Origin of the sequence: Chryseobacterium sp. Mn2064 (genome assembly GCF_049319685.1) — a bacterium.
In the GTDB taxonomy this organism is placed as follows: domain Bacteria; phylum Bacteroidota; class Bacteroidia; order Flavobacteriales; family Weeksellaceae; genus Chryseobacterium.
In genome coordinates this window covers 1,023,643-1,048,397 of the sequence record NZ_JBMOUE010000001.1, presented here as the reverse complement: position 1 = coordinate 1,048,397, position 24,755 = coordinate 1,023,643, and the positions used below count along the sequence as shown (strand labels likewise).

Genomic DNA, 24,755 nt, shown 5'->3' with positions numbered 1-24,755 from the left:
TACAATTTTAGAAACATCTGAAAAGTGACTTCAGAATTAAATATAATATTTATGATTCCTCTTACTGAAATTGCTTAGGTCTTTTTTTCTGAGCAGCGTGCATCACTATTTCATCAATCCGTTTTTGTCTGGTTTCTGCTCTCTTTGCCATAATGATCCATTGTAGCAGCATTTTTTTTACCGATTTGCTTAAACTTTCGAAATACTCATGGGCATCGACATTTATTTTAAATGCTTCATTCAGGTCATCGGGAATCTGAAGATCTTCCACACTATCCAAAATATTCCAGGATCCATTTTCCTGAGCAATCCGTATGGTTTCTAAGCCAGCCTTTGTCATCAGGTTATTTTCTATCAGTTTTACAACTTTTTCTTTGTTGATTTTCGACCAGGTGCTGTTAGGTTTCCGTCTGCTGAACAACTGCATAAAAGAGTTTTCATCAATTGTTTTCCTTGTACTGTCAATCCAGCCAAAGCAAAGAGCCTCATCTACCAGTTCCGTCCAGTAAATTATCGGAAGATTTGATTTTTTAGTATTACAGACAAGCCATATGGACTGCTCTGACTGATGATTTTTCTCCAGCCATTCCCTCCATTCAGCTTTTGTATTCACATAAACAGTTAATCTTTCCGGAGCAGTTCCCATACCTTATATATTTATTGTTTCTGTAAAGTTCGAAAATATCATTGACAACAGTTTGTCAGTAAACAATTAAGACAGACTTTTCAATACAGTGAAATTACAATAAAAAGATAATGCATTCAAATTCTCAGTCTTTTATTCTTCTTTGAACCAATTCATTATGTTAAAAACAATACAATTTCTTCTTCATTAACAAATTATAAACTAAAGATCTGAAATAATTAATACGGTCAGAAATACGAGTAACAGTAGATGATCTAGACTATGAATAAAATCACATCCTGAAGATTTAATACTCAATTTAAAAATAAATAATCATCTTTGCAGCCTTAAAATCAAACACGCTAGTTTATTTCATGAGCATTATTTTTAAAAAGCGACTTATTATAGCGCTTGTATTACCTACTGCGGCCTTGTATTATGGTCAGAGTACGAAAGATTCATTAGAAAAGTCAAAATCTATTGATGAGGTGATGTTGGTAGGTAGAAACCTTTCCCAAACGGCCAAAGAAAGAAAAACTCCTGTTGCAGTTTCCACCATTAAAGCGGCAGAAATTCAGGAAAAATTAGGAAATAGAGAATTTCCTGAAATTATGAAGTCTACCCCATCCGTTTACGTTACCAAAGTAGGTGGAGGGTTTGGAGACAGCAGAATCAATATGAGAGGTTTTGACGGAGCCAATATTGCCGTTATTATCAACGGACAGCCTGTTAATGACATGCAGGGAGGTACCGTTTATTGGTCAAACTGGACTGGATTGGCGGATATTGCAAGCACAATTCAGATTCAGAGAGGTTTGGGAGCTTCAAAATTTGTTGTTCCATCTGTAGGAGGAACCATCAACATCGTGACGAAAGCTACCGATGCTGAGCAAAAAGCAATGATTAAGGGAGAAGTGGGTAACGACAACTACTCCAGAATCTCAGCGATGTATTCTTCTGGGTTAAAAAACAAATGGGGAACAACAGTATTGCTTTCCCGTTGGCAAGGTGATGGTTACATCAACGGAACAAAAGGAGAAGGATATTCTTGGTTTTTCTCAACAGGATTTAAGCCTAATGAAAAGCATGCCTTCAACTTCATTGCTACCGGAGCGCCACAGGTACACGATACAAGAAGATCTTCTGCAACCGGAGCCAATGTAGCAACACTTCAGCAGTTTGAAACGTACGGAAGAAGATACAATCCACAAACAGGAATGCTGAACGGTTCTCAATTCAACTTAGCCCCTAACTTCTATCACAAACCTATCGCTTCATTAAACTGGGACTGGAATATGAACGATAACCTGAAATTATCTACGGTTCTTTATGGTTCATGGGGACGTGGTGGTGGTGGTACCGGACTTAACGGTTCCATTAAAAATGCCAGCGGACAAACCATGAATTTCATGAATTATGGTGCAGGTGGAGATGGTACAATCAACTGGGATATGATCTACCGTTATAACAGAGGCGGTATGGTAACTGATTATAATGGAAATACCTTCCAAAAACCAACCTTTACAGCTCCTGCAGGTTCTCCTGGTGATTACAACGGACAATATGTAGCTACTCTAAACGGTTCCAACGGAATTGTAAGAAAGCAAAGTATTAATGCTCACGACTGGTACGGAGTAATTGCTGACCTTAATTACAAAAAGAACAACTGGACTTTTAACGGAGGTCTTGATCTTAAAACTTATAAAGGAGCATTGTATGATATTGTAACTGATATGTTGGGATCAGATGCATTATTTGTTCCTAATACAGCCAATGCACCGAAAGGATACTATATTAATCAAACTGTAAAGCCAGAGCCTCTTACTAAGCTTAAAGATGCACAAAAAGTATCTATCTATAATGAAGGTTTGGTAAAATGGGCAGGGATCTATGGAATGGTAGAATACAGTTCTGAAAAGCTGAGTGCTTCTGTTCAGGGATCCGTTTCTGAGCAATATTACAAGAGAAGAGATTATATGCTGTATACTCCTGGAAACCAAGAAACAAAATGGTACCACAAAACAGGATATATCGTAAAAGGAGGTGCTAACTACAACATAGACGAGCATCATAATGTATTCTTCAATACAGGGGTTATTTCAAGACAACCTTTATTCAATGCCTTATTCCCATCTAACCAAAACATCTACAACGATGCAAAGAACGAGAGAATTTTCTCTGTGGAACTGGGATATGGTTTCAAATCCCGATATGTAGACGTGAATATCAATGCATACAGAACGCAGTGGGATGACCGATTTATTTCAAGAACATTTAATGCTACAGCTTCAGATGTTGCAAAATTCTCACAGTTAACCCTTGGAAATGCTTATTTTTATAACGCTCTGAATGTAGGACAATTACACCAGGGAATTGAATTGGAAGCAAAAGCAAGACCTTTTACCAATCTTAAACTTAGAGGAATGGTATCTCTAGGAAACTGGAAGTATAAAGGCAATGCCAACTTCAACATCCTGGATGTTCAAAGCAATCAGGAAATTGCAGGGGCAACAGGAGCCATCAACATTAAAGATTTAAAAGTTGGTGATGCTGCACAAACCACGGCAAGCATTGGTGCAGACTATAATATTACCAAGGCTTTCAGTATTGATGCTAACTGGGAATATTATGACAAGCTATATGCACAGTTCAACCCAATCAATTTCCTTACGGAAGCAGCAAGAGAAAAAGGAATTGTAAAGTTACCAAGCTATCATTTATTTGATGTGGGGGCTTCTTACAAATTCACGATTGATACAAAGAAATCTCTAACACTAAGAGCGAATGTATACAACGTATTCAACAAATATTATATTTCTGAATTAAGCACAAACATTTTCGCAGGTGATAAAATTACCAGCGGACCGGATGCCGGAAAAACATATCAGGATGCTGGTAGAGTTTACCAGGGTGTCGCTGATGGCAATACAGGATTCTTAGGTTTCGGAAGAACCTGGTCTGTTGCAGCTACGTTGAGATTCTAATACAATACGTTTACATAACGAATTCAATAAACCCGCCAGGATTTGGCGGGTTTGTTTATTTATAAGACCTGAAAGATTTACAATCTCTATTGTAAGAAAAAATACAAAAAGAATAAAAATAAACAATATATAGTATTTTTTAATATCAAAACACTAATTAAAGCGAAAATAATTCGTTAAAATTAAAATCATTATATTAGTAATTACTAATCAACAAAATATTATATTATGAAAAAAGCAATTTTATTTTTTTCAGGATGTTTCATGCTCTTATCTTGCAGCAGTGAAAGAGAATTGGAAAAGCAGGATCAATTGATAAACGACAGGAATTCGGATGTAAATAAAACCATCACATCTTCCTATAAATCGCCCTACAAAGCAGGAATCACTGATAATTATGGATTAATGATGCGTTACATCAATAAAACAAATTATACTTTGGTACTGACACCTTATGTAAGCTTTATTACGGAAAAGATGCAAAAGTCCTTTAATCTCCCTACTGTCATCAATGGCTATCCTGATCTTACGACAGTTTCCATTCCTCCATTTAATATTGGACCCAATCAGACCATCAATAATCAGTCATGTGGAATGGTTTTACAACATTCGCTTTCCACTCCCTGTCCCAGTTCTCTTATCCTTTATGATTTTAGTATTTATCCTTCAATCAATTTTTCTGCCTTAGCTGAAAATTCAAAGATTCATTACTTCAAATATGAAATATTGGCAGGATCAGAATTGGTTCAGTCCGGTTATCTGAAACAAAAATTCATGGATGACTATGATGATATTTCAACGATTCCAAGTTTCGATCCTCATTGGATTCCACACGGAAAAGTGACCGATCTATATAGTAGCTTTCAGACCGTCACCATGTATAATGCAGTTACCAAGGAAATTTGTCTGACCAATGAGCCTGGAACTTCCAATCCTGTTCTTAGTGAAATCAACTTTACAGATCCTTATACATCAAGTTCACATACCTTAAAATACTATACGACTGCGTCCGATGCAAGAATTGAACTTCAGTAAAAATACCAAACGGGTCATACTTTTCAGTATGCCCCGTTCAAGATTGCATTAATCGCTGTTATTTTGAATTCTTCACCTGCAAAGCCCTCTGATAAAAAGACTGGTTTGCTATTTTTTCTTCTGCTTCATCAATGGCAGTTAGCAGATTGTTTTTATTGTCTGCAATATCTCCCAAAATTTGAGCCATGAGTTCCCAAACGGGTTTCATTTTATCAATGAGCTCCTGACCTTTTGAAGTGAGTTTAAAAAGTCTTTTTCGTTCATCCTGCCTGTCTTTTTCCCATTGGATCAGCTCCAGTTTTTCAAGTTCCTTAAGCAGCGTTATGGTAGACGGATGTGTGTACCCGATCTCGTTGGCTATTTCTACAACACTAGCTATCTCTTTTTTATAAATAGTGAAAATAACCGGAAACCATTTCAATTCAAAATCAATTCCGAATGCTTTATAGATAAGCGCTCCATCTTTCCTCAGTTGCTCACTGAGACGGTGCAGCCTTGTGGATATGGCAAGAATCCCTGCTTCATTGATTACATTCATACGGTATCAAATTTTAAATGATAAAACACATCATCGGCACTCATGAGCGGGAACAGAACCGGAAGATTTTCTTTTTCAATTTTAATAAAATAATTACGTTCATAAAAACGTTGAGCAGCCTTCAGTACATTGACCGTACCCAGATAGAGATCATCGATTTTCTGTTCTTTACAAAATACTATTAACGTTTCCAGAAGAATCTGTGCAATATTAAACTCTTTTCCTCTGTATTCTTTTTTCACAAACATCTTTCTGATGGCCCCTGCTTTTTCGTCAAATTTAACCAAAGCAATGGAACCTACCAATTCGCCTTCTGCAAAAGCGCCCCAGAAATTACCTCCCTTTTCATGATAAAAGCTTTCAATTTCTATTAAATCGGGCTGGTCTTCTACGGTTATCGGAATATTGAATTCGTTTTGCTGAATATTCAGAATCAATGCTATTGCTTGTTCTGAAAATGAATTACCTATTGACTGGATCTGTAATTTCATAACAATTAATTTTAAAGTATAAAACTACGTAGTTAAATACATATATCCAAATAAGATTTAAATTTTAACATAGTTTACAATAAAAAACGTATGCCATTTCTGACATACGTTTTTGTATAAGGAATGATAGATGACTGTTATTTCCAGCCTCCTCCTAATGCCTGATAAAGCTCTACACCTGCTTTCATTTTATTGTAGCGGGCATTAGAAATGTTAAGCTCCGCATTCAATGAATTTACGCTGGCATTCAATACCTCAAGATAATTGGCCATACCATAGTTCACCAATTCCTGAGAATAATCAACTGATTTTTTGTAGGCATCCAGTTCTTTTTGCTTCAATTCAATAAATGAATCCTGAACAGAGTACACTCTGATAGCATCAGAAACCTCTTTTCCGGCAGTAAGAACGGTTTTTCTAAAGTTCAAATAAGCCGTTTCCTGGTTAGCTAAACTAACGTCATAATTGGTCTTAATCTGTCTTTTATTCAAAATCGGTTGCGCCAATCCAGCTACTACATTCGCAAATAGGGAATTCACGCTGAAAAGGTGGTCTATATCTACAGACTGTACTCCTCCGCTACCGGTAAGTTTTAAAGTCGGATAAAATTGTGCTTTCGCAGAATTGGTTAACTCAAAAGCATTCATTAAGCCGTACTCTGCTTTCATTACGTCCGGACGGTTGGCTAAAAGTTGTGCAGGGTATCCCAGTTTCAAATCAATGGGAAGATTCTGAGCTTCTAAGGTAGATCTTTCAATAGTTTGTGATGGTTCTCCCATCAGAAGGCTCATGGTGTTTTCAAGCTGTTGGATCTGTGTATCAATATCAATCAATAAAGATTTTGCATTGAAAACAAGGGCTTCACTTTGCTGTACTGCTACTTCTGTAACGGTTCCTGAAGTTTTTAAAGCTTTCGTTGTTTCCAGGTTTTTCTCACGTACTGCAATGGTTTCTGAAATGATCTTCTTTTGAGCATCAAATGTCAACAATTGATAATAAGCCGAAGCAATAGAAGATACAAGGCTGCTTTTTACCGCTTTATGTGCTGCAACAGTTCCTAAATAAGTCGCAAGCTGTGCTTTTTCCTGTGCTTTCAGTTTCCCCCAAAGATCCGCTTCCCAACCGATACTTGTTGTAATATCAAACTGGTTCACATAACGTCTTGAACCGATAATCTGTCCAAACTGAGTGTTGATAGACTGCGTCTGGAAGGTATAATTCGGGCCGATAGATACTGTAGGCTGATAAGCAGCTTTGCTTTGTTTAAGATATGCTTCTGCAGAATTGATACTTTGCAGAGCAATTCTGATATCCAGGTTGTTGTCTAAAGCTTTGGAAATATGCTTCTGAAGTATAGGATCGGTAAATATCTCCTTCCAGGAAATATTCGCGATATTGGTACTGTCTGAAGGAAGCATATCGGTACGGAACAGCTTTTCGTCTACAACATTCTTCGGTCTTTCATATTCTTTTCTCGCCATACAGGATGAGATGGCTCCGAGTATGAAAACTGAAAAAGTAATTCCTTTTATGATGTTTAATAAACTCTTCATTATTTAAAATTAGAAGTTAGAATCCAGAAATCAGAAGTTAGTTTCAACGTAATCGCTAAGCCTAACTTCTAAGATCCGAATCATTATTTTTTATTCAGCTAAATTGATTTCTTCTTTTTTGATAGGTTTAACTTTTTCCTGTAGTGTTTCAAAAATCACATAAAGAACCGGAATTACAAATAATCCTAAAATAGTTCCTATCAATAGTCCTATCGCAGCACCTGTCGCAATAGATCTGTTACCTACTGCTCCAATTCCACTTGCCAATACTAGCGGCAATAGACCGAAGATAAAGGCAAATGATGTCATCAGGATCGGTCTTATTCTGGCTTTAGCTGCATTGATGGCCGACATTACAATGGTTTCACCGTGATGTCTTCTCTGCACCGCAAATTCGACAATAAGGATCGCATTTTTCGCCAAGAGTCCAACAAGCATGATCAGGGCAATCTGGAAGTAAATATTGTTTTCCAAGCCCATAATCTTCTGTCCGAAATAAGCTCCCATTACCCCAAGAGGAAGAGAAATAATAACAATCAGCGGAAGAATATAACTTTCATACTGTGCAGAAAGGATAAAGTAAACGAAGATTAAACTTAATCCGAAAATTAAAAGCGTCTGAGATCCTGAGTTTAATTCTTCTCTGGTTAATCCGGTAAATTCTACTGCGTAATTCTGATTCAGGGTTTCATTAGCCACCTGCTGTACAGCGGTAATGGCATCTCCGGAACTGTATCCTTCAGAGTTAGCACCTGTTACCTTCACTGAAGTAAAGAGGTTATAACGGCTTACGGATTGTGGTCCGTATGCTTTATTAAGCGTTACAAACTGTGATATCGGAGACATTACTCCAGAACCTGTTCTTACATAAAGCTCATTCAGGTTATCAATAGTTTTTCTATTATCCGGAAGAGCCTGAACCATTACTCTGAACTGCTTTCCGTATTTGGTAAAGTCAGCAGTATAAATTCCTCCTATATATCCCTGCATCGTAGCCAAGATATCACTTACAGATACTCCCAGCTGTTTTGCCAGCGGAACATTGATGTCCATCTGATACTGAGGATATTTTGTGTTAAATGAAGTCTGAGCAAATTGAATCTCCGGTCTCTGCATCAGCTTACCGATGAATTCATTGGTTTTGTTATCCAGATCCGCATATTCTCCCCCTGCTTTATCCAGCAATACCATTTCAAAACCGGCACTGTTACCAAATCCTGGTACACTCGGCGGTTGGAAGAATACGACTTTCGCATCAGGAACAGCTCCTACAATTCCGAATAGTCTTTTCGTGATATCTTCAGAACTCTGTCCTGCACTTTTTCTTTCTTCAAAAGGTTTTAGTTTAATGAAGGCAAGACCGTTATTACTTCCGTTCCCAGATAAGAAACCTCTACCTGTAGATATGGTTACGTTCTGTACTCCCGGAACTTTCAGTGCATTGGCCTGAAGTGTTTTCAGAACATTATAAGTTCTTTCCATAGAAGCACCTGGAGGAAGCTGCACATCAGTAAAGATAATCCCTCTGTCCTCAGTAGGTACGAAACCTTTTTTCATGCTGCTGCTTGCCCAATATAAAATACCTCCTGTAATAGCAAAAATAACAAGGGTAACCCATTTATGTCTCAACAGGAATACAAATCCTCTTCCGTAACGGTCGGTAGTTGTTTTGAAAGCGATATTGAACTTATAGAAGAACTTCTGTAGAAAGTTCATGCTCTGATACTTTTCGTGGTGCTCTGCGTGAGGTTTTAAGAATAGTGAACATAAAACCGGACTCAAAGTCAAGGCATTAATCGCAGAAATGATAATCGCAATAATCAGAGTAATACCAAACTGCTGGTAGAATACTCCTGTAGGACCTGTAATGAAGGTCACCGGGATAAATACTGCCGCCATTACCAAAGTAATAGAGATAATAGCCCCTGTAATCTCATCCATGGCTTCTACCGTTGCTTTTTTAGCATCTGAAATACCATGTTCCATTTTGGCGTGGACGGCTTCCACCACTACAATCGCGTCATCCACCACAATACCGATGGCCAGTACCAAAGCGAATAAGGTTAAAAGGTTCAATGAATATCCGAATAAATTCAGGAAGAAGAAAGCCCCCACAATAGATACCGGAACTGCAATAGCCGGAATTAATGTAGATCTGAAATCCTGAAGGAATATATATACCACAATAAATACCAGAATAAATGCCTCAATAAGGGTGTGTACCACCTTTTCTATGGAAGCATCCAGGAATTCGTTGGTATCGAAGTTGAATGTATATTTAATTCCTTTAGGGAAAGTTCCTTCCGCTGACTTCAGATAAGCTTTGATATTTTTAATAATTTCCTGAGCATTGGAACCCGGTGTCTGGAAAATACCCATACTGATAGAAGGGTTGTTTCCGTTCTCCCCGATTCCTGTGTATGACTGACCTGCCAGTTCTACTTTGGCAACGTCTTTCAACATCAGGTTCTGACCATCCGGAAGCGCTTTAATGATGATATTATCATATTGCCCTTTATCGTTGAATTTACCTACATATTTGATGATATATTCAAAAGAGCTACCACTGTTTTGTCCGATAGAACCTGCAGCGGCTTCTCTACTCTGCTCGTTGATAGCGTTGGTAACATCTGTAGGAGTAACTCCGTAAGCAGCCATTTTTGCAGGATCAAGCCAAACTCTCATTGAGTAGTTCTTACCTCCGAAAACGTTGGCATCCCCTACACCATTTACCCTTTTAAGGTTTGGAATAATATTGATATTCAAAAAGTTCTGAAGGTATACATCATCAAGATCCTTGTTTTCAGAATAGAAAGACATATACATCAAGGCGCTCGTCTGCTGCTTCTGGGTTACAACCCCGGAACGGGTTACTTCAGAAGGAAGCAAAGGCGTTGCTCTGGCTACACGGTTCTGTACGTTTACCGCAGCAATATCCGGGTCGATTCCCTGTTTAAAGAAAACCTGGATTTGAGCAGAACCGTCATTTCCGGTAGATGAAGTGATATAATCCATCCCTTCAACCCCGTTAATCTGTTCTTCCAAAGGAACGACCACACTTTTCATTACAGTTTCCGCATTGGCTCCCGTATAGTTGGCGGTAACACTCACTGTTGGCGGTGCAATATCCGGATACTGTGTAACCGGTAACGAGATCAGTCCCAACACACCGAGAATCACAATCAAAATTGAGATTACGGTGGATAAAACCGGTCTGTTAATAAAGTTTTTTATCATTAGAATTTCGGTTTTATTGATTGAACTAAACTATCCATTTTGATGGGTTTTGGCTTCACGGCAGTTCCAGGTTTTAAACCTCCGATACCTGCTGCAATTACCTTTTCCCCTTTATTAACTCCTGTTTTGATAAGAGCCATATTGTCTATTCTGTCAATAACATTAATCACAACATTTCTTGCGGTATCTCCTTTATCTACTTTATACACGTAAACGATACCCTGTTGCTCATACGTTGCACTTTCAGGAACCACCAATACATTTTCATAATGTTGAGGGAATCTGATGGTACCACTGTTACCGTTGCTTAATAGTTTTTGAGCATTGGAGAAACCAACTCTGAACTGAATAGTACCCGTTGTAGGATCTATCTGACCTGTTATGGCTTCAATTTTTCCTTTTTCAGGATACAAACTTCCGTTCGCTAACTGAAGTTCAACCAATGGAAGATTTTTGATCTTTTCTGGCATTGAAGCTCCCGGTGCTTTTTCAAGGAAATCAAAATACTCTTTCTCGTTCATTGCGAAGTAAGCAAAAATTTGAGAAGTATCTGAAATAGTTGTAAGCGGAGTCTGATCGGACGGGCCTACCAAGCTCCCTACTTTTAATGGAAGTTTACCAATCACCCCGGAAATAGGAGCACGAATGATAGAGTATTCAATATTCGCTTCTACTCCTTTATAATTGGCTTCTGCCTGTCTTTTGGCAGCGTTTGCCTGTTGTAGCTGCGCCTGAGCCTGGGCAAGATTTGCCTGTGCAGTCTGAAGCTGTACATTGCTGATAATATTTTTCTGAACCAAAGGTTTTAGTTTGTTAACTTCAACCTGAGCTGCATTTACAGAAGCCTGAGCTGCCGCAATACTGGATTCTGCCGCACCGATTCCTGCTTTGGAAGCTGCTGCATTTTCATTCAGAATGTTGGTTTCAAGACGGAATAAAGGCTGTCCTTTGGTTACATATTGTCCTTCATCTACCAAAACCTGGGTAATATATCCCTGGATTTTTGCACGTACATCATTGTTTACTCTACCTTGGATGGTAGCCGGAAACGTCTGATAACCCACTATATTCTTTGACTCCACGGAAACTACAGGGTATGGCTTTGCGCCATCCTGTTTTGGAGCTTCTTTTTTGCAGGCAGTGAGTGAAAATGCCGCAATAGAAAGTATAACTAGCTTATTATTCATTTTATAGTTTATTAAGAGATTCCTGAATATTTTCTATGTTTTTGTTTAAGAGTGCTTTGTAATGTTCTATTCTTTCGTTGTATCCATCATCGTTACTTTTTTTAAAATTGTCTAAATCATCTAGTAGTTTTAATTCGTCCTGCATTTTTTGAACTATTTTCTCAAATCTTATTTTTTTGTATTCATCATTGATAAAAAAATATCGTTTTCGCTCATCCATTTTGTTATGGTCTATAATGAGTTCCGCATTGAGTAATAGCGAAATACTTGTAGAAACAGAGCTTTTGCTGGCAGAAAGCACTTCCACAAATTCATCAAAAGTAATTCCTACTCTCTCATAATCGAAAAGAAGGTAGGAATAGATTTTTGAAGCTAAAGGGGGTAAGTTGAAAACGGTGCCGTAGAATTTTACGGCATCTTGAAAAATCTTCTCATCAATTTCTATACTTTGATGCATAATATAAAAATTTGAACAAAAGTAAATATTAGTTCGGAACTAAACGAACAAACACGATAGAGATTATAAATATGGGGTGTTTTAAAAATTCAATGAGAATTGATTTAACTTTTTCCTCAAATTATAATCTTTTCAAAGGCTTTTCTCATGCCGTCTCTCAAAAGGACTTCTCCACAATAGGAATATCCTCTGCCTTCCAGAATTTTCAGCATCGCCAAATTGTCATGATTGGTATCTACTTTGATGCTCTGAATTCCGTTGGATCTTGTAAAATCTTCAATATGGTCAAAAAGTTTTTTCACCATTCCTTTTCCTGCAAATTTCTCATCTACAGCCACTCTGTGTACTACTACAAACTCTCCGTCGCTTAGCCATGCCCCTTCAATTTTACTGTAAGCAGGTTCGTCATTAAGAATCAATGCAGCGTATACTGCGATCTCCCCATCAACACTAAGAACATATGCAAATCCTTTTGCGATGTCACTTTCCACTGTGTCCAAATTAGGATACCCATTCTGCCATTGCGTGCTTCCATCCTGTCTTCTTCTTTCAATAGACTGCTGGATTATTCCCCAAATAATGTCTCTGTCTTCAATTTCCGCTTTTCTTAGTTTGATTTCTGAATCCATGTTGTTTTAAAAAATATATGTTATAAAAAATGATCAAAAAGAATTGAATGATTAAAAGATAAACTTTCTTATTACAGTTTCTGAGCAAATTCTGAAAACTGAAATTTTAATGGTTAAATCAATTAAAAAACCGAAAACTAATTAAAATTAATTTTCGGTTCGAAGTAGTAAAATTTAAAATTATGAAATTGTTTATTAATTTTCATTTTGTTGAAGATAAGCATCAATAATTTCGAATGCTTTCTTCTCATCTTGCAGATCTACCATCACTTTCAGCGACGTGGCTGTGGGTGTAGTAGTAAACGTAAGATAGTTATTTTCAATGGTATTTGTAATTTGTGCATCATCCAATTTAGACTTAACCAACTGAATCTCTGAAGGGTTATCACTTTCATAAACCGATACTCTCGTGCTTCTTTCCATATTCTAATTTGTTTGAATATCTAAATATACGATGTTTTGTTGAGAATTACAAATCTTTTGGTTTTAAATTTTATTAATATTGCTTTCGATCTTGTCTAATGCTAACTTTATTTCTTCTTGGGTAACATTCAGATGAGGTCTGAAACGTAGAGACTGATCTCCACATGGAAGTATGATCAATCCGTCATTGAAAAGTTCGTTCATCAGGTGATTTCTCTGTGCAGCAGTTGGAAGATCGATGGCGCACATCAGGCCTCTTCCTCTGGCGTTAGAGATCTTTTCCGGATACTTCTCTGCTAACGCTTTCAGATTTTCCAGTAAATAATCTCCTACCACTCTTGCATTTTCTACAAGATTTTCTTTTTCAATCACTTCCATTACCAATTGGAAACGAAGCATATCAATAAAATTACCTCCAAAAGTAGAGTTGATTCTTGAGCTTTCTCTGAAAACATTGTTCGGAACTTCATCGAATTTTTCTTTGTTGGCCAAAACTCCACATACCTGTGCTTTTTTACCAAAAGAAATGATGTCCGGTTTTGCTGTAAAGTGTTGGAAAGCCCACATTTTTCCAGTAATGGCGATTCCAGTTTGTACTTCGTCAAAGATTAGTAAGATCTCATTCTCATCACAAATTTTTCTTAATCCTAATAAGAATTCGTCTCTGAAATGATTATCTCCACCTTCTGCCTGAATAGGTTCAATGATGATACAAGCCACTTTATCAGGGTTCATCAGAATCGCTTCTCCAATCTGCAGTAAAGCAAGGTTTTCATTCTTGATTGTTTCTTCAAGGTTTTCTTCCGTAATTGGGAATGTAAGTTTAGGATTCAAAATTCTTGGCCACTCGAACATTGGAAAATATTGGTATTTTCTCGGGTCTGAAGTATTGGTTAAGCTTAACGTATAACCGCTTCTTCCGTGGAAAGCCTGTTTGAAGTGAATGCAGATTCCGGCTTCTGTCTGAAGTCCTTTTTCAAAATTTTTGCGGGTTTTCCAGTCGAAGCATGCTTTCATAGCATTTTCAACGCCCAGAGTTCCGCCTTCGATAAAGAAAGCATATTGTAATTCTTCAGGGATCACTACTCTTTCAAATACTTCTAAAAACTGAGCATATTCTTCTGAGTAAACGTCTGCCAAAGTCGGTTTGTTCACTGCCATTCTGCCCAGCCATTCTGATCTTTCTAAAAGGTAAGGATGGTTGTAGCCAATGGAAGCGGATGCGAACATAGAGAACATATCGAGGTATTCTCTATCAGTAAGTTTGTCATAAAGCCATGATCCGTGGGATTTTTCAATATCCATCACGAAATCGAAACCGTCTGCCAACACGTGTTTTCCAACTGTTTCTTTTACTTTATTTGCTTTTATATCTAATGTTTGTTCCATAATAAATTGTTGTGTGATTTAATAAGTGAATGATTAAATCGCCAAAAAATGACACATCAAACCATTCAGGTTATTAATTTTTATTGTTTTTTTGAGTGCTTAAAGTAAGACTTTTATAAGTCAAATTTAATCCCTTGTGCTAAAGGAAGTTGTGCGGTGTAATTTATAGTATTAGTTTGTCTTCTCATGTAGTACTTCCAGGCATCAGATCCTGATTCTCTTCCTCCTCCTGTTTCTTTTTCTCCACCGAAAGCACCTCCGATTTCAGCCCCTGAAGTTCCGATATTTACATTGGCGATACCACAATCTGAACCTGCGTGAGAAAGGAATAATTCTGCTTCTCTAAGATTCTGTGTCATGATTGCTGAAGACAATCCTTGTGGAACATCATTTTGAATAGCGATAGCTTCTTCTAACGTTTTGTATTTGATCAAATATAAGATCGGTGCAAAAGTTTCATGCTGAACAATCTCATAAGAGTTTTTCACTTCTGCAACGCAAGGCTGAACATAGCATCCGGACTCGTAATCTTTTCCGCTTAGTACTCCGCCTTCTACAACGAATTTACCACCTTCTTTTTTACATTTTTTAATGGCTTCAGAATATTGGTTCACAGCATCTACGTCAATCAAAGGACCTACATGGTTCTTTTCATCCAATGGATTTCCGATTTTCAGCTGCCCGTAAGCTTTTACCAATCTTGTTTTCACTTCGTCATATACACTTTCGTGGATAATCAGTCTTCTTGTTGAAGTACATCTCTGACCGGCAGTTCCTACAGCTCCGAAAACAGCTCCGATAATAGACATATCGATGTCTGCTTCTTTTGTGATGATGATGGCATTGTTTCCACCCAATTCAAGGATTGATTTTCCGAATCTTTCTGCTACTTTAGAAGAAACCATTCTTCCTACTCTTGTAGAACCGGTGAAAGAAACCAGTGCTACTCTTTTATCATCTACCAATTTCTGTCCGATTTCGTGATCGGATACCAATACGCTTGAAATGCCTTCAGGAAGGTTGTTTTCCTTTAAAACTTCCATCATGATATTCTGACATGCGATGGCACAAAGTGGTGTTTTTTCTGACGGTTTCCAAATTGTTACGTTTCCACAGATCCATGCCAATGCTGTATTCCAAGACCATACGGCAACCGGGAAGTTGAATGCGGTAATGATTCCCACTACTCCAAGAGGATGGTATTGTTCGTACATTCTGTGACCTGGTCTTTCTGAGTGCATGGTATACCCTTGAAGCTGTCTTGAAAGACCTACTGCAAAATCGCAGATATCGATCATTTCCTGTACTTCTCCAAGCCCTTCCTGTAATGATTTACCCATTTCGTAGGAAACCAGTTTTCCAAGGTCATCTTTATATTCTCTTAACTTTAATCCCAGCTGTCTTACCATTTCTCCTCTTTTAGGAGCTGGGATCAGCCTGAATTCCTGAAATGCCTTTTGAGCAGTTTCAATTACTTTGTCATAATCACTTTCTCCGGAAGTTTTCACTTTTGCGATTAGTTTTCCATCCACAGGAGAGATGCTTTCTATCACCTTTCCTGAAGCGAAATATTTACCACCTACTGAGGTACCTTTATTTTCTTCTTTAATCCCTAAGTTTTTCAGTGTTTTTTCGATTCCGAAATCCTTTACTTTTTTTGACATAAAATCTTACTTTTCGTTCTCTCTAAAGATAAAAATATTATGTGAACCTCAAAACTTTAATTTTTTAATGTGTTTTTTATTTGGACTAATTATAAACATGCTTATCTTTGTAAGGTAATCTTTTGAATTTCAGCAATGGAAAATAACAGCACAATAGAAGATAATAATACGACAAAAGAAAACAAGGGCTCGAAATGGAAAAGCCTTGTAAAGAAGTTTGGAATAGGCGGAATTATATTCTTTACCGTAAAAGGAATCATTACTTCCACTCTGATCTATTTCCTGGGAAAAAATTTCTGGACTGTGATCAGTAATTACTTTACCACTCTATTTGAATAAATACTTGATATACCACAAAAAATAAAGCAGAGAATAATGTTCTCTGCTTTATTTTTATAATAAGGTTCTTTTTTAGGGTAAGATTAGTCTTTTTTCTTTCTCCCCGAATTCACAAGGCTTTGATGCAGTAGATATTCTATCTGTCCGTTTACACTTCGGAATTCATCATTGGCCCATTTTTCCAGAAGTTTGTACGTAGACTCATCTATTCTTATGACAAAGGATTTCTTGGCTTTGTTTTCTGAAGAGTTCTGAGCTTTTTCTGATTTCATTCTCTAAATTTCTTTAAAAAGATTATCTGCCTATTTTAAAGTAGAGAAAATCTACCGTAAAATGTAATTGTTACTGTTTCACTTTTAGTTATAAAGTGTTCCTGCATTTAAGATAGGGGTTGCAGCTTTTTCACCGCATAAAACCACCATTAAATTGCTTACCATTGCTGCTTTTCTTTCGTCGTCAAGTTCTACAATATTGTCTTCGGAAAGTTTTTTCAGTGCAAGATCTACCATTCCTACAGCTCCTTCTACAATCTTTGTTCTTGCTGCAACGATAGCTGTAGCCTGCTGTCTCTGAAGCATCGCTCCGGCAATTTCTGATGCATAGGCAAGGTGTGAAATTCTCGCTTCCTGAATGACAATTCCTGCTTTTGAAAGGCGGTCTGTAAGTTCCTGCTCCAAAATAGAATTGATCTTATCTCCTCCTTCTCTCAAGGTAATCGGAGCGTGATCATCTTCCAAATTATCATAAGGGAAACTCATTGCCAAATGGCGCACTGCTGCCTCGCTCTGCATTTTTACAAAATCAGAATAGCGTTCAACATCAAAAGCTGCTTTATAAGTATCTCCTACTTTCCATACAATAACTACGGCAATTTCAATAGGATTTCCCATTTTATCATTTACCTTCAAGGTCTGTCCCTGTAAGTTTTCTGAACGGAGAGACATTTTCTGTGATGAATATAAAGGGTTGATGAAAAACAAACCATTCTCTTTCACTGTTCCTACATATTTTCCAAAGAAATTCAACACTCTTGAGTGGTTAGGCTGAATAATCATAAGTCCTTTCAGGAAGAAGCAGGAAGTAAGAAAACAAAGCATTGCCAACACAACGAAAGTAATACTCTGATCTACTCCGCTGATGAAAAAGTAAACGGCAGCTATAAACAAAATGAGACAAATCACTAATGTCACATAGCCGGACATGGGTTTTAAGATTTTTTCCATATAAATTCAGTTTTTAATTTGATATTATTTTGATATCATAAAGATACTAATGAATTTTGAATTATGAATGATAAATTTTGATTTTTTGGAATGTGGTGTGAGCAGTGAGTTTCGGGATTAGGAGGTATGGGATATAAGATTCAGGTATTTTTAACTAACGCAGAGTTCGCGAGGTTAATTTATTAGGATACATTATATTTTTGTTCGCGAAGCCACTTCGTTTAGCTAAGACCGCTAGTTTCTGTACTGAGTGAAATGCCTTTACGAAAGACAGCTCATCACCAAAATCATTGTAAATCTTAGCGCTTAGAAAAATACAAGTTCTTTACATTTTAGAAAACTTCCAGCTTAACCAAACCACCGCCTTCTCTTGCTGAGTGAAACGCCTTTGCGAACGACAACTCATCACCAAAATAATTGCGAACATAGCGTTAGGACAGCTTAATCCAAAGTCAGAAACAGTATGAACAAAAAAATCCCGGAAATTACTTTCCGGGATTTTATATTATATAATCAACATTTTATTTCTTAGTTAATGCTTTAAACTTCACATAAGAAACTGCTGACAGAAGGATCATTACTGAGACTCCAATGTATACCCATGCTGGCACCGGTACCGGATCTCCTGCTGCGTAAGAGTGCAATCCGCTTAAGTAATAGTTCACTCCAAAATAAGTCATTACCATTGAGCAGAAAGCAAACATTGTTGCTACGTGGAACGCCCATCTGCTTCTCAGTCCTGGAACCAATCTCATGTGCAATACGAAAGCATACACCATAATAGAAATGAAAGCCCATGTTTCTTTAGGGTCCCAGCTCCAGTATCTTCCCCATGATTCGTTGGCCCAGATTCCTCCAAGGAAGTTTCCAACCGTCAGAGCAAAAAGACCAATTGTTAATGACATTTCAGAAACGATTACCAATTCTTTCAATGTTGTATCGTGGTGAATTTTATATGTTTCTTTATTTGAAATAATATAGAATACTAAAGATAGTACAGCAATAATCATTGACAAGGCAAAGAAACCATAACTTGAGGTAATAATTGCTACGTGAACAATTAGCCAGTAAGACTTCAGAACCGGAACAAGCGGCGTAATCTGTGGATCAAGTGCTGAACCTCCATGCGCAAATCCCATCATGATAACGGCAACCATAAATCCAGAGGCAGGAATCAATGCATTTGCATTTCTGTAAAGAATTAAACCTGCTGTAATACCTACCCATGAGATAAAGATAATGGCTTCATATCCGTTACTCCAAGGAGCGTGTCCTGAAATATACCATCTTGCTACAAGACCAAGGAAATGACAAATATATCCAATCAAACCAACTGCAATGATAACCTTAATCGCTTTCTTCAAGACTTTACTTGGCTTGAATAATTCAACAAACCCAAGAATTAAAAGAAGACCTCCAATAATGGTATAGAAAATCAATAATTTGAAGTTGATATCTGCTTTGTTCATGAAAACCTCAAGATCAACTTTAGATTTTGTAGGAACTACTGCTTTTCCCCATTTCTGTTGATAATCTGAAAGCTTCGCTAATTCTGCATCTGCCTTAGTCCAATCTCCAGTTTTCTGAGCGTTAAGTGCTTCTGCAAAATAAGGCCCCATCACTTCCTGAGACTCCATGTCCGGTTCAAATTTCTGATCCAGCCATGAGTGCCATGTATGATTAGCGTCATTCTTTACAGGAACAATTCTCATAAACTGTCCGCTGAAAAACTCATTAAAGATCTGTACTCTTTCGTTAACCGCAATTACTTCTTTATCATAATTGGTTTGTTCAGCCGGTTTTTTACGGAATGCTGTATTATAATCATGTTCCAGAATATAGTTCAGGTTACCGTTAGCATCCGCAGGGAAAAGGTTCATTAGTGAAGTATAACCGTCTTCATCCGCCTTTGTTTTATTCTTTAATTCATCACCTCCTTTTGGTCCAACTTTAATCATTGGAACCATTGTCCAGCTTGGTGTATCCGTATTAATTGAAAGGAACCATTGGTTAGCCGTCAAAGATTTTCCGTCTGTTCCTTTGAAGCTATCATGCTTATAAAGTTTTCTTAAAACCTCCAAAGCCTGCGTGTTCATTGGAATAATTCTTCCTTCGAAGTTCTGAACCAAAAGATATCCGAATTTATCAGCATGTTCTTTGCTGATTTTGTTTCTGGCAATAATCTCATCCGGAGAAATTGATCTCATTTTCCCCATTGGAGTAGCCAAAGAGTTCTGCTGCTTAGGAGAAGCGCCATCAATAGGCTGAGCATGCGTATGGCCATCACCTTCTACATGGACATGCTCTGTGCTTCCGTCTGTTGTACCGTGAGTTTCAATTTTCTGAGCATTTAAGCCTAAACTTAAGAATAACAATAGTACAGCTGCTGCTTTTCCTTTCTTTTTGTTAACATCAGTCAACATTTTATTCAATTTCCAGAAGTGTGTTCCTTTCCAGAAGAAGATCACAAACATTCCTAAGAATAGAAGTCCGTACCCGATATAGGAAATCAAAGTTCCCCAATAATCGTGGTTTACAGAAAGAACGGTTCCCATTCTGTCCGGATCAAAACTTGACTGGAAGAAACGGTATCCTTTATGGTTAAGAACGTGGTTCATATAAATTTTATAAGGAGTTTCTTTTCCTTCATCAATAATTTTCACATGGCTTTCATAAGCACTTGGAGATGAACTTCCCGGATAGGTTTCCATTACGAAATCATCCAGTTTCAGAGCGAAAGGAGTATTATACACTTTAGGTCCGAATCCTACCATGATATTCAAACCGTCCATGGTTACTTGTTTGTAAGCATTTGGGTTTCCTTTTTCTACAGAAAGGTCAACAAGTTGTTTTGTTTTAGGTCCCTGAAGCTCAATCTGAAGCATATCCGGAACATTGATGTCTTTCTTTCTGTCTCCTTCAATGGCAATCAGTCTTCCTTTTTTAAGACCTTCAGGAACAACTAATTTCAACTCATTGATGGTATATAAACTTCTCAACGCTAAAGGCTGAAATTCGTTTTTCACGGTATTCCCTGTTGCCTGCGTAGCCATCGTCATATAGCTTGCATCTACAGGAGTTTTAATCATTAACTTTCCTTCCTCATTTTTAAATTCAACAGCTCCATCAATCGCTCTGTTGAACGTTACCAGAGTTCCATTGATTGATTTGGTTTCTCCCGGTTTAATGTAAATATTCTGTCTTCCGGTATTTCCTGTAGAAACCAGATGCAGATATTCAGCACCGTTGGGCTCAGCTACCAAGCTGTCTTTCTTTCTCTGGATGTATTCTTTAGCGAATACTTTTATTTCTTTTCCGTGAAAGTCATACGTTGCCTGGAAATCTTTGTGTAACGGCGACATCAGATAAGGTACATCCTGGTAGTTAAGAACATCTCCTTTTTCTTCGACCTGGATTTTAAAGAAATTTTTATCCGTTACGATTTCATTGGAAGTTTCCCCTTCTCGGATGTGCATCGTTCCTTCGAAGCTAATGTATCGGGTAATGGCTCCCCCAATGAAAATGAAGACGAAGGCGAGGTGAAAAACCAGAACGGGCCATTTATCCCTTTTCCAAAGTCTATATCTTCCGATATTTCCTATGAAGTTAAGAATAAGCAGCACCATGATCAGTTCAAACCATTTTGCTTCATAAATTAATGCTTTTGCTGTAGGAGTTCCGTAGTCGTTTTCTAAGAACGTTGCATAAGCCATCGCAAATGCGTACCCCAGTAACAATACAGCCATTGTCCTGGTTGAGATAATAATATCTTGGAGCTTCTTCATGTTTTATTGTACTTGACATGCAAAAATAAGGATGATAAACCACAAAGAGCTCAAAAAAAGCTGTTTTTTATCACTTTAGAGCCTATTCAGCTTATTTTGAACCATTCTTAATAACCCTGAAAACATTAGGGAAAATTCAATTTTGAAATCCGAAAAAATATACATTTATAATTCCTATTCAGCTTATTGAAACCTTCTATATGGCGATGTTCAAAAAACACATAATAAGCACATTTACATCATTTTACAATAAAAACAACGTGAAATCTAAAAAATTATTCATAAAAAATCCATTCTCAAAGGAAATAGTTTTCAAATTTTAATAAATATTTATGATTTTAAAGCTTGAAAAATTTTCATTGGAACTTGGATCAATATTTGTTCTTGTTGTAAAAAATAAACCTCAGATCACGTTTTATTGAGGGTTCGAAATGATATAAGAAAAATATCTTAAAATTCCGTTTCATTTCAAAAAAAATAACCCTAAATTAGGCTTTCTTTAGAGTAAAAAAGATTCATTTAGTGTTGAAAAAACATTAAATTTGCCACATTGATATTATGGACAAAAAGACACAAAAAAAACCGACTGAATTGCCTGATACAGGCAGAATTTTATCTAAGCCACGTATTTTTTTCGGGCTTACTTTTATACTTTTCTCGGCCGTTCTTGCCTTCTCTTTCATCTCTTATTTAATGAACTGGAAAGCAGATCAAAGCCAGGCAGGTACCATGCTTGATAAAAGTATAAAATCTTCAAATGTATTTGGTAAAGCAGGAGACTGGCTGGGAAATATTTTTATTTTTGAAAGTATCGGTATCGCTTCATTCATTATAGCCTTCTTATTTTTAGTCGTAGGAACCCTTATCCTTAAAAAGAAAGTTTTCAAGCCATGGAAGACCATCGGTCACTCTTTGTTTTTTATCTGCTGGCTGCCTATTTTTATGGGAGCACTTACAAAAGGTCAGGGTGTTTTAGGAGGTGTGTATGGTTATCAGATCATGGATTATTTGAATGCCATTATCGGAACGGTAGGTTTATGGACAGTACTGGCCGCAAGTATTCTTTTATATTTCATTTTGGAATTCAACCTTCGTCCAAGTTCCATCAAAGCTAAACTGAATAAAATTAATGAAAATACGATTGGGAAAGTAAAATCTATGATCCCGGATTCTGAAGAAGATTTTGAAGCAGATGAAGAACTGAAAGAAGAGATAGAAGAATCAGAGACAAAGGAAGTAATCGCTCCTAATGTAACTGTAAGTGAAGTAACCAATACTCCACCTCAAAATCCTATCAATATCACAAAACCACAACCTCAGATCAATACTCCTAAAGGATTTTCAGAGGCTGCTTCTACTGAGATAGAAACGATTGTTACTCCTAATCATACTTCGTTTGATAATGAGCCTAAAGATTTTTCACAACCTCTCAATTTAAATATTTCTCCCAAACCAGTTGTTCCGGTTTCGAGCCCGGAGGAGGCATTTGATATCAGACCATCAACTCCATCACCTGCAATGACTGCTTCAACAGCAGCTCCGGTAGTGGAAGATATTAAATTTAATGTAGAAGTAGCTCCGGTAATTGATACTCTTGATGATTCAGAAAGAAAGTCTCAGGAACTGGTAGAGAAACATGGTCTTTATGATCACCGATTAGATCTTGCCAACTTCCATATGCCTCCTGTAGATTTACTGAAAGATTATGGGAATGAGGAAATTTCTATCAATAAAGAAGAATTAGAAGAAAATAAAAATAAAATTGTAGGACTGCTGAAGAACTTCAATGTAGGGATTGCAGAAATTAAAGCGACCATTGGACCAACCGTTACATTATACGAAATTGTACCTGAAGCAGGGATCCGAGTTGCTGCCATTAAAAAACTGCAGGATGATATTGCCTTGAACCTTTCAGCATTGGGAATCAGAATTATTGCACCAATGCCTGGAAAAGGAACCATCGGTATCGAAGTACCAAGAAAAAATCCTACGATGGTTTCTATGCGTTCGGTAATTGCTTCTCACAAATTCCAGAATACGGATATGGATCTTCCGGTAGTTTTCGGAAAAACGATTTCTAACGAAGTTTTCATGGCCGACCTTGCCAAAATGCCTCACTTATTGATGGCAGGAGCGACAGGTCAGGGTAAATCTGTCGGGATTAATGCTATTCTTACTTCCCTACTTTATAAAAAACATCCTAGTGAACTGAAGTTCGTGATGGTGGATCCTAAGAAAGTGGAACTTTCATTGTATTCAAAAATTGAAAGACATTATCTGGCAAAACTTCCGGATGTAGATGAAGCCATCATTACAGATACCAATAAAGTGATCAATACCCTGAACTCTCTGTGTATTGAAATGGATACCCGATATGACCTTCTTAAAAACGCCTTCTGTAAAAACTTAAAAGAGTACAATAAGAAATTCACAGAAAGAAAACTGAATCCTGAAAACGGACACAGATACCTTCCTTATATCGTATTGGTGGTAGATGAATTTGCAGATTTGATCATGACCGCAGGAAAAGAGGTTGAATTACCGATTGCCAGACTGGCGCAGCTTGCAAGAGCCGTGGGAATTCACCTTATTGTTGCTACGCAAAGACCATCAGTAAATGTAATTACAGGTATGATTAAAGCCAACTTCCCGGCAAGGGCTGCGTTCAGGGTAATTTCCAGTGTAGATTCAAGAACGATTCTCGATTCCACGGGAGCGGACCAGCTGATTGGTAAAGGAGACATGCTGTATTTCAACGGAAATGAAATTCTAAGACTTCAGTGTGCATTCGTAGATACACCAGAGGTAGAAAAAATCGCAGAATACATTGGAGAGCAGAAAGGATATACTTCAGCATTTTTACTTCCGGAATATGTTTCTGAAGATTCTTCATCAAGCTCAGCCGGAACTTTTGATCCTAATGAAAAAGATGCTTTATTTGAAGATGCTGCAAGAATTATTGTTTCTACACAACAAGGATCTACTTCAATGCTTCAGAGACAGCTGAAACTGGGATATAACAGAGCCGGAAGAATTATGGACCAGCTGGAAGCCAGTGGAATTGTAGGAGGTTTTAATGGAGCTAAAGCCAGAGAAGTTCTGATCAGTGATCTTCATTCTTTGGAACAGTTTTTGGAAGATCTGCGTAGCTAAGGGATAAACTGAAGGTTTTAACCTTTACAATTAAAAAATGTCT

18 protein-coding genes are annotated in these 24,755 nt (G+C 37.3%); 4 read left to right on the top strand and 14 right to left on the bottom strand.

Annotation, left to right across the window (positions count from 1 at the left end; all coding sequences use genetic code 11):
• Positions 1 to 61: 61 nt before the first annotated feature.
• Positions 62 to 646: a YdeI/OmpD-associated family protein gene (locus ACL9RH_RS04540; RefSeq protein ID WP_422692152.1), complete on the bottom strand. Its 585-nt coding sequence runs from the start codon at positions 644 to 646 to the stop codon at positions 62 to 64.
• Positions 647 to 999: 353 nt separating this feature from the next.
• On the opposite strand from ACL9RH_RS04540, the gene ACL9RH_RS04535 reads away from it, so the two are divergent.
• Both ACL9RH_RS04535 and ACL9RH_RS04530 read left to right on the top strand, forming a co-directional pair.
• On the top strand, positions 1,000 to 3,609 hold the full coding sequence (locus ACL9RH_RS04535; protein WP_422692151.1) for a TonB-dependent receptor: 2,610 nt from the start codon (positions 1,000 to 1,002) through the stop codon (positions 3,607 to 3,609).
• A 228-nt stretch (positions 3,610 to 3,837) separates the two neighbouring features.
• Complete coding sequence (locus ACL9RH_RS04530; RefSeq protein WP_422692150.1) at positions 3,838 to 4,644, top strand: hypothetical protein; 807 nt, start codon at positions 3,838 to 3,840, stop codon at positions 4,642 to 4,644.
• Between the two features lie 58 nt (positions 4,645 to 4,702).
• Here the strand turns inward: ACL9RH_RS04530 and ACL9RH_RS04525 are convergent, their stop codons facing one another.
• From ACL9RH_RS04525 to ACL9RH_RS04480, 10 genes are all read right to left on the bottom strand, one after another.
• Complete coding sequence (locus tag ACL9RH_RS04525) at positions 4,703 to 5,182, bottom strand: MarR family winged helix-turn-helix transcriptional regulator (protein WP_422692149.1); 480 nt, start codon at positions 5,180 to 5,182, stop codon at positions 4,703 to 4,705.
• Positions 5,179 to 5,673 carry a GNAT family N-acetyltransferase gene (locus ACL9RH_RS04520; RefSeq protein WP_422692148.1) on the bottom strand — a complete coding sequence of 165 codons (495 nt, stop codon included), beginning with the start codon at positions 5,671 to 5,673 and terminating at the stop codon, positions 5,179 to 5,181. Before ACL9RH_RS04520 ends, ACL9RH_RS04525 begins: the two co-directional genes overlap by 4 nt.
• A 137-nt stretch (positions 5,674 to 5,810) precedes the next feature.
• On the bottom strand, positions 5,811 to 7,226 hold the full coding sequence (locus tag ACL9RH_RS04515) for an efflux transporter outer membrane subunit (protein ID WP_422692147.1): 1,416 nt from the start codon (positions 7,224 to 7,226) through the stop codon (positions 5,811 to 5,813).
• Between the two features lie 90 nt (positions 7,227 to 7,316).
• Positions 7,317 to 10,463 carry an efflux RND transporter permease subunit gene (locus ACL9RH_RS04510; RefSeq protein WP_422692146.1) on the bottom strand — a complete coding sequence of 1,049 codons (3,147 nt, stop codon included), beginning with the start codon at positions 10,461 to 10,463 and terminating at the stop codon, positions 7,317 to 7,319.
• A complete protein-coding gene (locus tag ACL9RH_RS04505) occupies positions 10,463 to 11,650 on the bottom strand; it encodes an efflux RND transporter periplasmic adaptor subunit (RefSeq protein WP_422692145.1) in 1,188 nt (395 codons plus the stop codon). Before ACL9RH_RS04505 ends, ACL9RH_RS04510 begins: the two co-directional genes overlap by 1 nt.
• Position 11,651: 1 nt before the next feature.
• Positions 11,652 to 12,107, bottom strand: a complete 456-nt coding sequence (locus tag ACL9RH_RS04500) for a transcriptional regulator (protein WP_422692144.1) — start codon at positions 12,105 to 12,107, stop codon at positions 11,652 to 11,654.
• Positions 12,108 to 12,223: 116 nt separating this feature from the next.
• Positions 12,224 to 12,736 carry a GNAT family N-acetyltransferase gene (locus ACL9RH_RS04495; protein WP_422692143.1) on the bottom strand — a complete coding sequence of 171 codons (513 nt, stop codon included), beginning with the start codon at positions 12,734 to 12,736 and terminating at the stop codon, positions 12,224 to 12,226.
• Between the two features lie 195 nt (positions 12,737 to 12,931).
• A complete protein-coding gene (locus ACL9RH_RS04490; protein WP_422692142.1) occupies positions 12,932 to 13,159 on the bottom strand; it encodes a DUF2007 domain-containing protein in 228 nt (75 codons plus the stop codon).
• Positions 13,160 to 13,222: 63 nt separating this feature from the next.
• Positions 13,223 to 14,548, bottom strand: a complete 1,326-nt coding sequence (gene lat / locus ACL9RH_RS04485; RefSeq protein WP_422692141.1) for an L-lysine 6-transaminase — start codon at positions 14,546 to 14,548, stop codon at positions 13,223 to 13,225.
• A gap of 113 nt (positions 14,549 to 14,661) precedes the next feature.
• Entirely contained in the window at positions 14,662 to 16,212 is a 1,551-nt protein-coding gene (locus ACL9RH_RS04480; protein WP_422692140.1) for an aldehyde dehydrogenase family protein, read from the bottom strand.
• A gap of 135 nt (positions 16,213 to 16,347) precedes the next feature.
• Here ACL9RH_RS04480 and ACL9RH_RS04475 point away from each other — a divergent pair, with 135 nt between their 5' ends.
• Positions 16,348 to 16,551: a hypothetical protein gene (locus ACL9RH_RS04475; RefSeq protein WP_422692139.1), complete on the top strand. Its 204-nt coding sequence runs from the start codon at positions 16,348 to 16,350 to the stop codon at positions 16,549 to 16,551.
• 83 nt (positions 16,552 to 16,634) lie between these two features.
• On the opposite strand, the gene ACL9RH_RS04470 is transcribed toward ACL9RH_RS04475, so the two are convergent.
• From ACL9RH_RS04470 to ccsA, 3 genes are all read right to left on the bottom strand, one after another.
• On the bottom strand, positions 16,635 to 16,823 hold the full coding sequence (locus ACL9RH_RS04470; protein ID WP_422692138.1) for an Arc family DNA binding domain-containing protein: 189 nt from the start codon (positions 16,821 to 16,823) through the stop codon (positions 16,635 to 16,637).
• Between the two features lie 84 nt (positions 16,824 to 16,907).
• Positions 16,908 to 17,774 (bottom strand): SPFH domain-containing protein, encoded by an 867-nt coding sequence (locus tag ACL9RH_RS04465; protein ID WP_422692137.1) that lies wholly within the window; start codon positions 17,772 to 17,774, stop codon positions 16,908 to 16,910.
• Between the two features lie 521 nt (positions 17,775 to 18,295).
• Entirely contained in the window at positions 18,296 to 21,559 is a 3,264-nt protein-coding gene (ccsA, locus tag ACL9RH_RS04460) for a cytochrome c biogenesis protein CcsA (RefSeq protein ID WP_422692136.1), read from the bottom strand.
• 558 nt (positions 21,560 to 22,117) lie between these two features.
• Here ccsA and ACL9RH_RS04455 point away from each other — a divergent pair.
• The gene (locus ACL9RH_RS04455) at positions 22,118 to 24,712 is read left to right on the top strand and encodes a DNA translocase FtsK 4TM domain-containing protein (RefSeq protein WP_422692135.1); all 2,595 of its coding nucleotides are present in this window, start codon (positions 22,118 to 22,120) and stop codon (positions 24,710 to 24,712) included.
• The last annotated feature ends 43 nt before the right edge of the window (positions 24,713 to 24,755 follow it).

Coding starts and splice junctions, on each gene's coding strand:
- ACL9RH_RS04540 (WP_422692152.1), bottom strand. CDS start 646: ATGGGAACTGCTCCGGAAAGATTAACTGTTTATGTGAATACAAAAGCT.
- ACL9RH_RS04535 (WP_422692151.1), top strand. CDS start 1,000: ATGAGCATTATTTTTAAAAAGCGACTTATTATAGCGCTTGTATTACCT.
- ACL9RH_RS04530 (WP_422692150.1), top strand. CDS start 3,838: ATGAAAAAAGCAATTTTATTTTTTTCAGGATGTTTCATGCTCTTATCT.
- ACL9RH_RS04525 (WP_422692149.1), bottom strand. CDS start 5,182: ATGAATGTAATCAATGAAGCAGGGATTCTTGCCATATCCACAAGGCTG.
- ACL9RH_RS04520 (WP_422692148.1), bottom strand. CDS start 5,673: ATGAAATTACAGATCCAGTCAATAGGTAATTCATTTTCAGAACAAGCA.
- ACL9RH_RS04515 (WP_422692147.1), bottom strand. CDS start 7,226: ATGAAGAGTTTATTAAACATCATAAAAGGAATTACTTTTTCAGTTTTC.
- ACL9RH_RS04510 (WP_422692146.1), bottom strand. CDS start 10,463: ATGATAAAAAACTTTATTAACAGACCGGTTTTATCCACCGTAATCTCA.
- ACL9RH_RS04505 (WP_422692145.1), bottom strand. CDS start 11,650: ATGAATAATAAGCTAGTTATACTTTCTATTGCGGCATTTTCACTCACT.
- ACL9RH_RS04500 (WP_422692144.1), bottom strand. CDS start 12,107: ATGCATCAAAGTATAGAAATTGATGAGAAGATTTTTCAAGATGCCGTA.
- ACL9RH_RS04495 (WP_422692143.1), bottom strand. CDS start 12,736: ATGGATTCAGAAATCAAACTAAGAAAAGCGGAAATTGAAGACAGAGAC.
- ACL9RH_RS04490 (WP_422692142.1), bottom strand. CDS start 13,159: ATGGAAAGAAGCACGAGAGTATCGGTTTATGAAAGTGATAACCCTTCA.
- lat (WP_422692141.1), bottom strand. CDS start 14,548: ATGGAACAAACATTAGATATAAAAGCAAATAAAGTAAAAGAAACAGTT.
- ACL9RH_RS04480 (WP_422692140.1), bottom strand. CDS start 16,212: ATGTCAAAAAAAGTAAAGGATTTCGGAATCGAAAAAACACTGAAAAAC.
- ACL9RH_RS04475 (WP_422692139.1), top strand. CDS start 16,348: ATGGAAAATAACAGCACAATAGAAGATAATAATACGACAAAAGAAAAC.
- ACL9RH_RS04470 (WP_422692138.1), bottom strand. CDS start 16,823: ATGAAATCAGAAAAAGCTCAGAACTCTTCAGAAAACAAAGCCAAGAAA.
- ACL9RH_RS04465 (WP_422692137.1), bottom strand. CDS start 17,774: ATGGAAAAAATCTTAAAACCCATGTCCGGCTATGTGACATTAGTGATT.
- ccsA (WP_422692136.1), bottom strand. CDS start 21,559: ATGAAGAAGCTCCAAGATATTATTATCTCAACCAGGACAATGGCTGTA.
- ACL9RH_RS04455 (WP_422692135.1), top strand. CDS start 22,118: ATGGACAAAAAGACACAAAAAAAACCGACTGAATTGCCTGATACAGGC.